A 13212-nucleotide genomic window follows, 5' to 3' on the forward strand; every position below is an offset into this window, starting at 1 on the left:
CACCATCGTCCCAGGTGGGCCCGGTCACCCGGATTCAGGGCCGGTCCTGTCCTCGATCGGGCCTACGGTGCCCGGTATGGCTGTGAACTGGACCAAGGAACTGACCGACCAGCTCGACTTCCACTGGAACGTCCTGGTGCGCCCGAAGCTCGAAGGACTCACCGATGACGAGTACTTCTGGGAGCCGGTCGCGAACTGCTGGACCGTCCGGCCGCGCAAGTCGGACGACGAACCCGGCTCGGGCCCGTTCACCATCGACTTCGCCTTCCCCGAGCCGACGCCCCCGCCGGTGACGACGATCGCGTGGCGGCTCGGCCACATCCTCGTCGGCGTGCTCGGCGCGCGGATCGCGTCGCACTTCGGCGGCGCGCCGGTCGGCTACGACAGCTACCCGTACCCGGGGACGGCCGCCGAAGCGCTGTCGGAACTCGACAAGTTCTACGCGCAGTGGGTCGAAGGGGTGAGGTCGCTCGACGAAGAGGCCCTGGGCCGGCCGTGCGGACCGGCCGAGGGGCCGTATGCGGCGTACCCGATGGCCACCCTGGTGCTGCACATCCACCGCGAGCTGATCCACCACTGCGCCGAAGTCCTACTGCTGCGCGACCTTCACCGGAGCCGGTAGCAGCGCGAAGCCCAGCGCCAGGCCCAGCAGCAGCGGGAGGCCGTGGTTGTCGTGCGCCAGCGTGTCCACCACGGCCAGCACCGGCGCGGCGTAGGCGATGACCCGGAACTGCATCGGCAGTACGACGCCGTACCGGCGGGAAGCCACCATGACGACCGCCGCCAGGCCGCCGATCAGCCCCACCACGCACATCGAGTTGCCGGCACCGACCGGGTTGAGCCAGACGTAGCTCATGACCTGGCCGAACAGGCCGCACCCGAAGTACAGGACGAGCCACCGCGCGCGGCCGAACACCCGCTCGGCGAGCGTGCCGAAGAACGCCAGCCAGAGCAGGTTCGACGTCAGGCCGAAGGCCCAGCCGTCCTGGAAGAACATGCCGGTCACCAGGCGGTACCACTCACCGGCGTCGATGCGGGCGGCGTCACGGTGCATCACGTCGTACAGCGGCGGATGCACCAGCTGCGCGATGCCGCAGGCCAAGGTCACCGCGAAGACCACGGCGGTCAGGTACGGGCGGCGGGCCACCGGGGCGAGGGCCCCGAACGGGTTGCGGGATGCGGTGCGAGTGGTCATGACCGAAAATCTAGGCGCGACACCGCCGCCGCACCTCCGCCGTTTGTCACGGTCGACACACCCCGGAATGCCCGTCCCCTCGCCGCCGGTCTTACTTAGGGAAGCTAACGAAAGGACTTGCATGCGAGCGACAGTCATCTACGGCGCCGGCGACGTGCGGGTGGAGACCGTTCCCGACCCGAAGCTGGTGGAGCCGACCGACGTCATCCTGCGGGTCGTCCGGTCCTGCATCTGCGGCAGCGACCTCTGGCCGTACGCCGACATGGCACCGAGCGAGCACGGCCGCCGCATCGGGCACGAGTTCCTCGGGATCGTCGAGGAGACCGGTGCGGACGTCGCCACCGTCACCAAGGGCGACCTCGTCATCGCGCCCTTCGTCTACTCCGACAACACCTGCCAGTTCTGCCGCGAAGGCCTGCAGACCTCCTGCGTGCACGGTGGGTTCTGGGGCGCGAAGGGCGTCGACGGTGGCCAGGGCGAAGCCGTGCGCGTGCCGCAGGCCGACGGCACCCTCGTCAAGGTGCCGCACACCGAGGACGACGGGCTGCTCGCGTCGCTCCTCACGCTCTCGGACGTCTTCCCGACCGGCCACCACGCCGCGACGAAGGCGCGCGTGACGCCGGGCCAGAACGTCACCGTGATCGGCGACGGCGCGGTCGGCCTCTCCGCCGTTCTCGCCGCGAAGCGCCTCGGCGCCGAGCGGATCGTCCTCATGGGACGCCACCCGGCGCGGACCGACCTCGGCCGCGAGTTCGGCGCGACCGACGTCGTCGCCGAGCGCGGCGAGGAAGGCATCGCCAAGGTGCGCGAACTGACCGGCGGCGAAGGCACCCACTCCGTCCTGGAATGCGTCGGCACGAAACCCGCCTTCGAGATGGCCGTCGGCGTCGTGCGCGCGGGCGGTGCGGTCAGCCGCGTCGGCGTCCCGCAGTACGAGGAGGGCCCGATCGGCCCGGCGCTGTTCCGGCGGAACATCACCGTCACCGGCGGGGTCGCCCCGGCGCGGCACTACATCCCCGAGCTGCTGCCGGACGTCCTCGACGGCAAGTACCAGCCCGGCAAGGTCTTCGACCGCACGATCGGCGTCGAAGAGATCCCCGGCGGTTACCGCGCGATGGCCGACCGCGAAGCGCTGAAGGTGCTCATCAAGCCGTGACCCGTCCGGGTGGGGGTGCGCCGGTCGCACCCCCACCCGGATTACGTTGGTACGCATGGACATGATCACCCCCGAGCCGCGCCCCGCCTGGATCGCCGGCCGCCCGGAGCCGGGCGCGACCACCCTCGTCGTGCACCACCCGTACGACGGCAGCGAGGTCGCCACGGTCGCCGTGCCCGGGCCGGACCAGGTCGAACGCGCGGTGGCCGCCGCGGCCGCGGTCGCCAAGGAGTTCCGGCGCAGCCCCGCGCACCTGCGGGCGGGCGCGCTCGACCACGCCTCCCGCGTGCTCGCCGCGCGGGCCGAGGAGATCGCCGAGGTGATCACCGCCGAAAACGGCAAGCCGCTCAAGTGGGCCGAAGCCGAGGTCAAGCGCGCGGTGTCGGTGTTCCGCATCGCCGCCGAGGAAGCCCGCCGCTTCACCGGCGAAGTCCAGCGCCTCGACACCGACCCCGCCGGCGAGGCCCGGCTGGCGCTGACCCGCCGGGTCCCGCGCGGGCCGGTGCTCGGCATCGCGCCGTTCAACTTCCCGCTCAACCTGGTGGCGCACAAGGTCGCGCCGTCGCTGGCGATCGGCGCGCCGATCATCGTCAAGCCCGCGCCACGGACGCCGTTGTCGGCGCTGATCCTCGGCGAAATCCTGGCCGAGACGGACCTCCCGGAAGGCGCCTTCTCCGTGCTGCCGCTCGGAAACGAGGAGACACAGGCGCTCGTCGCGGACCCGCGGTTGCCGGTCGTGTCGTTCACCGGCTCCGGCCCGGTCGGCTGGTCGCTCAAGGACGCCGCACCCCGCAAGCACGTCGTGCTCGAGCTCGGCGGCAACGCGGCGGCCGTCGTGCTGCGCGACTGGCCCGACCCCGAAGGCGCCGCGCACCGGATCGCCACCTTCGGCAACTACCAGGCCGGCCAGTCCTGCATCGCGGTGCAGCGGGTGATCGTGGACGCCGCCGTGGCCGAGGAGTTCGTGCCCGCGCTGGTGGAAGCCGTCGAGGCGCAGCGGACCGGCGACCCGTACGACCGCAACACCGACGTCGGCCCGGTGGTCGACGAAGCGGCCGCCGAGCGGATCGTCGCGTGGATCGATGACGCCGTCGAAGCGGGCGCGAAGGTGCTCACCGGCGGCACCCGCGACGGCGCGACCGTCGCCCCGACCCTGCTCACCGACGTCCCGCCGGACACCAAGGCGTGGTCCGAGGAGATCTTCGGCCCGGTCCTCGCGGTGTCCGTTGTGGACGGTGTGGACGCGGCCTTCCGCTCGGTCAACGAATCCGCCTACGGCCTGCAGGCGGGCGTCTTCACCACCGACGTCCAGCTGGCGTTCCACGCGTCGGCGGAGCTGGAGGTCGGCGGCGTGATCATCGGTGACGTCCCGTCCTACCGCGCCGATCAGATGCCTTACGGTGGCGTGAAGGGCTCCGGCGTCGGCCGCGAAGGCGTGCTCGCCGCGATGCACGACCTGACGGAGGAGCGCGTCACCGTCTTCACCGGCATCGACCTCTAACTGACGACGCCCTGCCCGAACCGGAAGACGTTGTTGGGGTCGTACTTGTTCGCGACGTCCTGCAGGCGCTTGGCGTTGTCGCCGTAGTAGGCGGCCTTCCAGTCGGGCAGGGCCGGGTCGATGTAGTTGACGTACCCGCCGCCCGCGCCGGCCGCGGCGAGCCCCGCGACGACGTCGCCGACCGCCTGCGTGACCTTCGTCCGGGTCTTCGTCGTCGCGGGCGCGTAGACCTGGATGCTGGCCAGCGCGTCGCGGTGCCAGAACGCCGTGGCGTCCTTGGCCGGCCCGGCCACCGCGCCGCCGAGACCGTCGATGAGCAGGTCCATGCCCGACCGGCCGTCGGCGACCGCGACGACCTTCGCGGCGTCGACCGGGGTGGTGATCATCCGCGAGGAGGCGATGAACGACTGGCGGTTCGAGCTGCCCTCGAAGTACTTCATGGCGCCGAGGTAGTCCAGGGTCTTCACCACGCGCTGCGTCGGCCGGGCGCCGGCGTTGGCGGTCAGGTTGTTCAGCAGCGTGTTGAGCCCCGCGGCGCCTCCGACGTAGCAGCCGCCGACGCGGCACTGCACCGGCGACCCGCCCGAAAGCACCAGGTTCGCCCAGAGCTCCGGCGGCATCGCGGCGATCCACTGCTGCCACGCGGCGAGCACGCCGCTCGCGGCCCCGGCCGGGAAGTGCAGCGAGAACACCGTCAGCGCCTCCGGCGCCGGATCGGTGTCGAAGGTGAACTCGGTGACGACGCCGAAGTTGCCGCCGCCTCCGCCGCGCAGCGCCCAGAACAGGTCCGGTTCGGAGCCCGCGGACGCGGTGAGCGTCCGGCCGTCGGCGGTGACGACCTGCGCGGAGCTCAGGTGGTCGCAGGTCAAGCCGTACTTGCGGGCGAGCACGCCGATGCCGCCGCCGAGGGTCAGCCCGGCGATCCCGACCGTCGGGCAGGATCCGGCGGGCAGCGCGCGCCCGGCCCGTGCCAGCGCGGCGTAGACGTCCTTCAGCTTCGCGCCGGCGCCGATCACGGCCTTGCCGCCCTGGACGTCGACCTTGTTCAGCGCGGCCACGTCGATGACCAGCCCGCCCACCGGCACCGAGTAACCGGCGTAGCTGTGGCCGCCGCTGCGCGCGGCGATCGCGACGCGCCCGGCGGCCGCCTTCAGGCAGGCCTGGACGTCCTGGGTGGTCGCCACGGTCGCGACGGCGACCGGGTTGTTGCCGTCGAACAGCTGGTTGAAGCCGTGCTTGGCGGTGTCGTAGCTTTCGGCGCCCGGCCGCAGCAGGCCGCCGGTCAGCCGGGGGCGCAGGTCGTCCCAGTTCGGTGGCCCGGTGGGCAGCCGGGTGGCCGGCGGGGCCGACGTCGGGTCCACCGGGGCGGTCGAGGCGACCGGGGCGGCGGGGTTCTCCGGCCCGCACGCGGCGGCGACGGCACCGGCGGCCGAGACGCCCGCGATCCGCAGGAACGTCCGGCGGCGGACGCCGGTCCGCCCCTGGTCGTGCTCACTGTCCACAGCGGACTCCTCGGTGCCGGGAGCGCCCAGTGTAGAGCGGGCGCAAGGCGTTCACGTGGCGGAGCGGGCCGGTCACGTCCAGGCCGGGATCCGGGGCACGTCACCGTCGAGGGCGGCGCCGTCGGAGCGCCCGCTGAGCCAGGCCAGCAGCGCCCCGGCCGACCCGCGGACGGTCGTCTTCGGGGCGGCACCCATCGTCCACTCGAACCCGTCGGCGGCCAGGCGCAGCGCCGGGAGGTGGGCACCGCGCGAGGTGACGGCGTGCTGGACGACGTCCTCGGTGAGCGGGCCGAGCAGCGCGAGCACGCGGTCGAGGTCGTATCCGCGGTCGAGGTCGGCGAGGTGGATGGTCAGTTCGGACAGCCGCATCCGCGCCACGACGGCCCCGGTGACGGGCGCGCCCTGCCGGTTGCGGGCCTCCCGCGCCCAGGCGTCGTCCGGCATCGCGGCGGCGTACTGCTCGAATCGCCCGGCCGACGCGACGAAGTCCGCGAGCAGGTCGGCGGCCGCGTGCTGGGCGCCGGCTTCGATGTCCCGCTCCCGTGCCTCGGCACTGGGGTACATCGGCGTCTCGACGCCGGTGTTCGCCCAGGCCAGCAGGTTCTGCAGGCCGTCGGCGTTGCGGGCGACGTGCGCGAGGACGTGGGCACGCGACCAGCCGGGCAGCGCGCTGGGAGCGCGCAGCTCGGGTTCACCGAGGCCACCGATGGCCCGTGCCCATTCGTCGTCGAGCTTCCGGATGCCGTCGAGCAGTGCGTGTGCCTTCTCGGATGCCGTCACGGCCCCGAGTCTAGGAGGAGAGGCCCTAGGAGGATCGATACAGCGCGGCGGGGGCCTCCGCGGGAACGGCCGGGTTCTTCGGCGCGATCGGCTCCAGCCGCGCGTAGGGCACGTCCTGCGCCGGCCGCAGGTCCTGCTCGCCCTTGTTCGGCCAGAAGGAGAACGCGCGCTCGGCCTGGGCCGTGATCGTCAGCGACGGGTTCACGCCGAGGTTGGCGGTGATCGCCGCGCCGTCCACCACCGACAGGCCCGGGTAGCCGAACACGCGGTGGTACGGGTCGATCACCCCTTCGTCGGCCGTGGCACCGATCGGGACGCCGCCGATGAAGTGCGCCGTCAGCGGGATGTCGAAGATCTCGCCCCAGGTGCCGCCGGCGATGCCGCCGATGCGCTCGGCCGTGCGCTCGTTGGCCTCGTGGCCGGCCGGGATGAAGCTCGGGTTCGGCTCGCCGTGGCCCTGCTTGGACGTGTACTTGCGGCGGCCGAACAGCCCGCGCTTGGTGTACGTCGTGATCGAGTTGTCCAGGCTCTGCATGACCAGCAGGATCACCGTGCGCTCGCTCCAGCGGTAGCCGTTGAGCATCCGCGCCGACTGGACCGGGTGCTTCAGCAGGAACCGCACCAGCTGCTGCCAGCGCGGCACCGGCGAGGCGCCGTCCGTCGCGATCGTCTGCAGCAGGCTCATCGCGTTGCTGCCCTTGCCGTAGCGGACCGGCTCGATGTGGGTGTTCTCGTCCGGGTGGATGGACGAGGTGATCGCGACGCCGCGGCTGAAGTTCCGGCTCTCGTCGACGTCGGTCCGGGCCGCGCCGATGATGGCCTCGGAGTTCGTGCGGGTCAGCTCGCCGAGCCGCCGCGAGAGCTTCGGCAGCCGTCCGGTGTCCTTCATCCGGTGCAGCAGGTTCTGGGTGCCCCACGTCCCCGCGGCGAAGACGACCTTCTCGGCCGTGATCGTCGTGCGGAACTTCTTCGAGGTCGTTCCGGTCTTCTTGAGGCTGACTTCGTAGCCGCCGTCGATCGGCGTCACGGCCGTCACCGTGGTGAGCGGGATGACCTGCGCGCCGTCCTGTTCGGCGAGGTAGAGGTAGTTCTTGACCAGCGTGTTCTTCGCGCCGACGCGGCAGCCGGTCATGCAGGAGCCGCATTCGGTGCAGCCGGTGCGGGCCGGGCCGGCGCCACCGAAGTACGGATCGGCGGCACGCTCGCCCGGCTTGCCGAAGTAGACGCCGACCGGCGTCGGGTGGAACGAGCCGGCGACGCCCATGTCTTTCGCGACCTCGCGCATCACGACGTCCGACGGGGTGATCGTCGGGTTCGTGACGACGCCGAGCATCCGGCTCGCCTGGTCGTAGTGCGGGGCGAGCTCGGACTCCCAGTCGGTGATGTGCGCCCACTGCCGATCGGCGTAGAACGGCTTGAGCGGCCGGTACAGCGTGTTCGCGTAGACGAGCGAGCCGCCGCCGACACCGGCGCCCGCCAGCACCATGACGTCGTTGAGCATGTGGATGCGCTGGATGCCGTAGCAGCCGACCTGCGGCGCCCACAGGTAGCGCTTGAGGTCCCACGACGTCTTCGCGAACTCGTCGTCGGCGAACCGGCGGCCCGCCTCGATGACGGCTACCCGGTAGCCCTTCTCGGTGAGCCGCAGCGCCGCAACGCTGCCGCCGAACCCCGACCCCACCACGACGACGTCGTAGTCGGGGCCACCCGCGCTGGTGGTGGTGTTACTGGCAGTCACACCTGGAGCGTAACTCCGGCCCCGCGTTCTGACCAGAGGTAAGTTACCGGTCAGTTATAGCCGTGAGTACTACGCCGTTCGCAACGGCGCCGGCAAAAGCGGAGAAGGTCCACCCGTCCAGGTCACAACGAGCTGATCGCGAGGACGCGTACATGCGACATACAACAAGCATCTCTCTTTGGCGAGAAGGTCCACCCGCTCCTCTGCCTCAGCTCGCTGGAAGACGTACCTGTGCGGAATATGATCACTATCCGCACCTATCACAACACAGCGAGCAAACTCGGTTCCCTTGGCCCGGTGCATCGTCGCCACCTGCACGCCCGAGAAGTCGACCGGGTGTTCCGGACTCATTACGACCGCAGGAAGATCTGCCGCACGCAACTCCCGCGCCATCTCGTCACGAATCTCGTGACTACGCGCGAGCACCGCGAAAGCGCCGGGCTCCTGACCAGCCGGTTCCTCGAGCCAGCTCCTGACCGTCGCAACGACGAAGTCCTTCTCCTCCTGCCAGCCGGCCGCTCCGTACGTCACCGGCTCGGGTCCGCCCAACAAGGAGCGGTAGTGCGATGTCGACTCATCCTCATCGGCCAGATCGACGAAGTTCTCCCCCGCCAGGAGGCGGGTCGCGAAGCCGAGTACCTGCTTCGTGGTGCGGTAATTGAGCGTAAGTCGCTGCGAACGTCCTCTGGTCTCGATCCCGTACCGACTGATCACCAGACGTTCACCATAGATCCGCTGATGAGCATCCTCGCAGATGAACAGGTCGTCCGGCCCCTCCGGGACAACCGCTCGGAGCAGACGCCAGTGAGCCGGGGTGAGGTCCTGCGCCTCGTCGACGACCACATGGTGGTACTGATTGGCCAGCGGCAGGTCGGCGCCTGCGGCGATGGTCGCCGCCTGGGCCACCACGTCGGCGTAGGTCGTCTTCCTCTCCCGAGCCATCAACCGGACGAACTCGTCGACCACTCGCCACAAGCGCGTTTTCTGGAGACGACTCAGCTTCACCCGCCGACCGCGTCGCGGCTCGGTCAGATAACCGTCCAACGACGGGGTCGCCATGCCTAGAATCACTTGCTCGTACTCGTTCATCAGGAAGTAGGGGGTAAGCCGATCCCGATCGCCGGGCGGCAGATCAGGCACCGCAGCGAGCGCGGAGGTCCACACGCGTAATTGATCGGATTCGTTCATGATCCGAGGACCCGCACCGTTCGTGCGCGCCACGATGTTGCGAGCGAGTTGATCCACGCCCGACACGTCGATGCGTTCGAATATATCGGGTTCCGCCAGACCCTTTACATGCTCGGCCAACTGCAGTGCAAGATTCTTGGTATAGGTCGTCAGCAGCACGCGCGACTGCGGATTCCGCCGCGCGAGAGCGACTGCCCGATGCATGGCGACAACGGTCTTGCCGGTGCCCGCACCGCCGGCGACCCGGAAAGAGCCTTTCCTTGGTCGTTCGACCAGATGTCGCTGATCGGGGTGCAGGAAAAGACGCCACGCCGCGAAGTCGCCGATGAGCATTCGCCTCAGCTGCTCATCGACCTCGACGACGACGAATTCCATCAGAGAAGCTGCGCGTCCGAGTGAATCACGCAGCTGAGCCGGGTCGTCCACGTCGGCCGGGATGGTGTGCCCGACCGATCGCTCCCCTTGGAGGGCATACCTTTTCTTGACCTGTTCGAGTGACATGCCACAAGCGACGTCGAGCAAGGCATGCGCCTGCCAGGTCGGCGCATGCAGACAAAGATCCTCAAGATCGTTCTCGTTGACCAGTTCCACCACTCGGGCAGCCAGCTCAGGGAGGATTCCGATTGATTCGAGCTCCGACGGGCGATACGGAACCAGCAGTGGTCGATCGTCCTCGGATTCACCACCACGACTCCACCGAGGGCTGGGGAGCTCGGTGTCGTGCAACACCTCGAACACGCCGTTGGCCGGGTTGGCGCGCATCGTCACCTGAGCGGCGTAGTCATAGGCCTCGTCGTGTGGCCTGATCGCGACGAGGAGGTAGTACTGGTCATCCGTGGAGCCGGCAGCGAACAACACCGCCCGGTGATTGTCCGTCACGCGGGCTGTTCGAACTCGTGGATCCCGGGCGCCTTTCGGGATCTTGAGGTCCAAGCCGGTGAGATCGTGGTCCGCGCTCAGCTTCGTGAGGAGATCCCATGCGCGGGGCTTCAGGGAACCCTCGACGGACAGGTTCTTCTGGAACTCTTTCGCAAACACGACAGTCGCCATCAGCGGCCTCTCCGAGTTCAGTCCTCCGAACATCAGACCATAGCGCGGCAGCGATCAGCTGTTGCGCGCTGTGTGGCTCGCCCTCGGGTAGAGTTCTCGCTCCGAGCTCAAACGGGGGATCAGCTTGTCGGATACGAAGATCGCCTTCGGGACGGCATTGGGCCGTCCCACCACGATCGCGGAGATCGAGACGCTGCTCCTGCCCGGTCAGCCTGTCGACGCGGCAGACCAGGTACTGGCCGAAGCCCTTCGACACTGCCGACAAGGCACGGAGACGGCCGAGGACGAGCTCTTGGATGCGCTGGCGTCCGGACCATGGGAGCTTCGCTCAGTGCAGGCAAGCGGCTTCCGCGGGGCCGCCAACGGGACTGGCGCGCCTGGTGCCGAAGCCCAGCCGTTCCGACTCTCCTTGCCGCGCTCGGCACGGGTGGTCGTGGTCCAGGGTGCGAACGGAACGGGGAAGTCGACGCTTGCCGACGCCGTCGAGGTAGCCCTGCGTGGTCGTGCCGAGGGGTCAACGGCATTCACTCAGTCCGCCCTCGAACAGCCACAGCCCCAGCACACCGGAACTCCCGAGTCGGACATCGTGCTTACACTCGAGAACGACCACGGAGATCGTCTCAGGATCACATGGCGGTCCGACGGCCTGTCCGAGCACACGGAGGTCACCTGGCGTCCCGCGGATCCGGTCGTGGACGAACTGACTGCGCGCCCTGGAAAGCATTGGGCTGCGGCGGTCTCGACACAACACGCGGTGGTCGGTTACGACCACTGGACCCATCGACTGCGGATCGGTCACCTCAGCGAGCTCGTGCGCGATCGCCTCGGCCTGGGTGACTCGTGGTGGACGCTCTGGCACCTCTTGCACACTCGGCACCTGAAGTCCGCGCAGGCACTCGAATATTGGATACAAGCGCGGGAGACGGCGGCGACCGCACTCGAAACGCTCGACGAGCAGCTTGCGCTCCAGTATCCCTACGCACGAGTTCCGCAATCTGTCCGATTACCGGACGGACCGGCCGAAGACGTCGAGGCCTGGTTCGAGGAGAACTTCCCGACAGCCGAGCGCACCGGCGCCGAGGATCCTCACGTCGATCCTTATCTGGAAAGCGACGTCCTGGAGGCTCGCCGAGAAGCAGCCGCCGGGCTGGCTGCGTACCACCGAGCGAAAAGCGAGCAGACAGCGGAGTTGCTCACCGGTGAAGGTCTACATGCGCTCATGGATCTCGTCGAGCACACCCCATCGCATCCTGGGGGCAATTGCCCGGCTTGCGGCGTAACAGGTTCCGACTGGCGCGAATACGCTCGCCTGACCTTGCAGAGCGCCCGTCGTGTCCGTGAGGAGTTCAATCTGGCGCAAGCTCGAGTCAGCGAACTTCGCGACATCCTGGTCGATCGCCTGCTTCCCTTGCTTCGCCGTGCCGAACGCGTGGTGCCCACGATCTCGGCCGCGTCGACGCTCCGCGCTCTGGTCGACCCCTTGGTGGCGCTGCACCCCCGCTTCGACGACGATCCGGCTTGGCGTGCTTTGAAGACGCTGATCGAAGATGACCAGTTCGCCGAGGGGCTTCGAACGGTTTTGACCGATCTGCAATCCCGGACGCTGGTCGCGGACCAATGGCGAGCTGCCCGTCGACGCTGTTGCGAACCGTTCCTCGCTGTCGACCGCGCCCACGGTGAGTCGGCTGCATCGCTGAACGCCACGAGCCAGGCCCTTGTGAAGCTACGGGCGGCCTATGACCGATTGCACGAACAACGGCGCCTGGTACTCGCCGATGGAACGGCTGTACCACTCCAGGAGCTTCTCGGCGACATCGGGATACAGCGCCTTGTCCTGAACGTCGAGAGTTCGGACAGCGAGGGCCTTGACGACGCCATCGGCCTCGAGCTCGCGGTCCGGGAGCATGTCATCCGGCCCGGTGCTCTTTCCGCCGGTCAGTACAACGCGCTCGTTCTGGCGCTGCTCCTCGGGTCCGACATCCAGAGCCCGTTCCGATTTCTCGTGCTCGACGATCCCGTCCACGCGATGGACGACTTCCGAGCGGACAGGTTCGCCGAACTGATCGCCGCGCGGGCGGCGTCGGGCACGCAGGTCGTCCTGCTGACCCACGACCAGCAGTTGGTCGACGTCCTGCGACACCACATCGCCTCGTTGCACTTGATCAAGCTGAGCAAGGACCCACACGGGAACATCATGCAGCTCGACGCCACTCATCCGTGGCAGTCGCTGGTCACCGACGCAAGAACGGTCCTTTCCGCGAACACCGACGGTGCAGGCAGGTACACCGTTCTGTCAGCCGAGACGACTACTGTGCTGGTCCTTTCCTTCTGCCGTCAGGCCATCGATGCCGTCGTCCGAGAGTTCGTCGTCGAATTGAGCAGGAACGGAATCATCAGCAAGACCGCGGTCGCAGCCTTGGATAGGGCATTCACAACCAGGAATGGGCTCCGGCTGCTCGAGCGACTGGTCGACCGCGCACATCCGGCGAAAGCGCTGATATCCCGACTTCTCCGAGAGCGGGATCTTCTCGACGATCTCAATGCGGGGTCTCACGGCGATCCGGCAGCGGCGACGGTGGCGACCCCTCAAGGACTGCTCGCTCGGGTCGAAGCCACCGAACAGTTCTGCCTCGAGCTGACGAGGACGCTCGGCGAATGACCTGGCTACCGGGCGAAGCACATCGACAGGTCGACCAGTCGCAGATGGACCCCGTACTCCGCAGCAGGTGCGAAGTGTTGCTCCTGCGCATGCGGATCGAACTGGTGGCGAAGAGACTTCCTGCCGACCGTTCCCTGTCCTCACGAGGACGGATCGATCTCAGACTGTGGGGTCTCGTCACCTTGGGAACGGCCGACGAACTCGTCGTGTTGCGACAGTTGGTTCAACGAGTACAACTCGTCTATCGGTCCAGCAGCCAATACCTGCACAGCCGTCGTTCCGGACTGGTCCCACCATCGAGCGAGATCGACGCCTGGCGCGACGACATCGCAGCTCTCGAATCCGCAGTCGACCGGCTGTTGACGGGGAACCACCAAGACTGAACGCGGTCAGGGTACCGAAGATCCAGACGGTCGGCGCCGGCACTCCCTCCGGCTTTGCCG

Annotated in this window: 10 protein-coding genes; 5 read left to right on the forward strand and 5 right to left on the reverse strand. The window is 68.6% G+C overall.

The features are described from left to right. Window positions 1-76 precede the first annotated feature (76 nt). On the forward strand, window positions 77-622 hold the full coding sequence (locus tag ACFVYA_RS06900) for a DinB family protein (RefSeq protein WP_387043207.1): 546 nt from the start codon (window positions 77-79) through the stop codon (window positions 620-622). On the opposite strand, the gene ACFVYA_RS06905 is transcribed toward ACFVYA_RS06900, so the two are convergent. Continuing rightward, window positions 590-1195, reverse strand: a complete 606-nt coding sequence (locus tag ACFVYA_RS06905) for a rhomboid family intramembrane serine protease (protein WP_387043209.1) — start codon at window positions 1193-1195, stop codon at window positions 590-592. The genes ACFVYA_RS06900 and ACFVYA_RS06905 overlap by 33 nt on opposite strands. A gap of 121 nt (window positions 1196-1316) precedes the next feature. Between ACFVYA_RS06905 and ACFVYA_RS06910 the strand changes: the two genes are divergently transcribed. Both ACFVYA_RS06910 and ACFVYA_RS06915 read left to right on the forward strand, forming a co-directional pair. Continuing rightward, window positions 1317-2351, forward strand: coding sequence for a zinc-dependent alcohol dehydrogenase family protein (locus tag ACFVYA_RS06910; RefSeq protein ID WP_387043211.1), 1035 nt, complete (start codon window positions 1317-1319; stop codon window positions 2349-2351). A 55-nt stretch (window positions 2352-2406) separates the two neighbouring features. Next, window positions 2407-3852: an aldehyde dehydrogenase family protein gene (locus ACFVYA_RS06915; RefSeq protein ID WP_387043213.1), complete on the forward strand. Its 1446-nt coding sequence runs from the start codon at window positions 2407-2409 to the stop codon at window positions 3850-3852. Here the strand turns inward: ACFVYA_RS06915 and ACFVYA_RS06920 are convergent. From ACFVYA_RS06920 to ACFVYA_RS06935, 4 genes are all read right to left on the reverse strand, one after another. Then, the gene (locus tag ACFVYA_RS06920; protein ID WP_387043215.1) at window positions 3849-5354 is read right to left on the reverse strand and encodes an FAD-binding oxidoreductase; all 1506 of its coding nucleotides are present in this window, start codon (window positions 5352-5354) and stop codon (window positions 3849-3851) included. The genes ACFVYA_RS06915 and ACFVYA_RS06920 overlap by 4 nt on opposite strands. 72 nt (window positions 5355-5426) lie before the next feature. Continuing rightward, window positions 5427-6134, reverse strand: coding sequence for a maleylpyruvate isomerase N-terminal domain-containing protein (locus ACFVYA_RS06925; RefSeq protein WP_285988166.1), 708 nt, complete (start codon window positions 6132-6134; stop codon window positions 5427-5429). Window positions 6135-6159: 25 nt separating this feature from the next. Next, window positions 6160-7872, reverse strand: a complete 1713-nt coding sequence (locus ACFVYA_RS06930; protein ID WP_387043217.1) for an FAD-dependent oxidoreductase — start codon at window positions 7870-7872, stop codon at window positions 6160-6162. Window positions 7873-7941: 69 nt separating this feature from the next. Then, entirely contained in the window at window positions 7942-10110 is a 2169-nt protein-coding gene (locus ACFVYA_RS06935; RefSeq protein ID WP_387043219.1) for a 3'-5' exonuclease, read from the reverse strand. 124 nt (window positions 10111-10234) lie between these two features. Here ACFVYA_RS06935 and ACFVYA_RS06940 point away from each other — a divergent pair, with 124 nt between their 5' ends. Both ACFVYA_RS06940 and ACFVYA_RS06945 read left to right on the forward strand, forming a co-directional pair. After that, entirely contained in the window at window positions 10235-12769 is a 2535-nt protein-coding gene (locus ACFVYA_RS06940; protein ID WP_387043221.1) for a hypothetical protein, read from the forward strand. Continuing rightward, window positions 12766-13152: a hypothetical protein gene (locus tag ACFVYA_RS06945; protein WP_387043223.1), complete on the forward strand. Its 387-nt coding sequence runs from the start codon at window positions 12766-12768 to the stop codon at window positions 13150-13152. The genes ACFVYA_RS06940 and ACFVYA_RS06945 overlap by 4 nt, the downstream gene beginning before the upstream one ends. Window positions 13153-13212 lie beyond the last annotated feature (60 nt).

The organism is Amycolatopsis sp. NPDC058278, from assembly GCF_042881395.1.
Lineage (GTDB): Bacteria > Actinomycetota > Actinomycetes > Mycobacteriales > Pseudonocardiaceae > Amycolatopsis.

Coding starts and splice junctions, on each gene's coding strand:
- ACFVYA_RS06900 (WP_387043207.1), top strand. CDS start 77: ATGGCTGTGAACTGGACCAAGGAACTGACCGACCAGCTCGACTTCCAC.
- ACFVYA_RS06905 (WP_387043209.1), bottom strand. CDS start 1,195: ATGACCACTCGCACCGCATCCCGCAACCCGTTCGGGGCCCTCGCCCCG.
- ACFVYA_RS06910 (WP_387043211.1), top strand. CDS start 1,317: ATGCGAGCGACAGTCATCTACGGCGCCGGCGACGTGCGGGTGGAGACC.
- ACFVYA_RS06915 (WP_387043213.1), top strand. CDS start 2,407: ATGGACATGATCACCCCCGAGCCGCGCCCCGCCTGGATCGCCGGCCGC.
- ACFVYA_RS06935 (WP_387043219.1), bottom strand. CDS start 10,110: ATGGCGACTGTCGTGTTTGCGAAAGAGTTCCAGAAGAACCTGTCCGTC.
- ACFVYA_RS06945 (WP_387043223.1), top strand. CDS start 12,766: ATGACCTGGCTACCGGGCGAAGCACATCGACAGGTCGACCAGTCGCAG.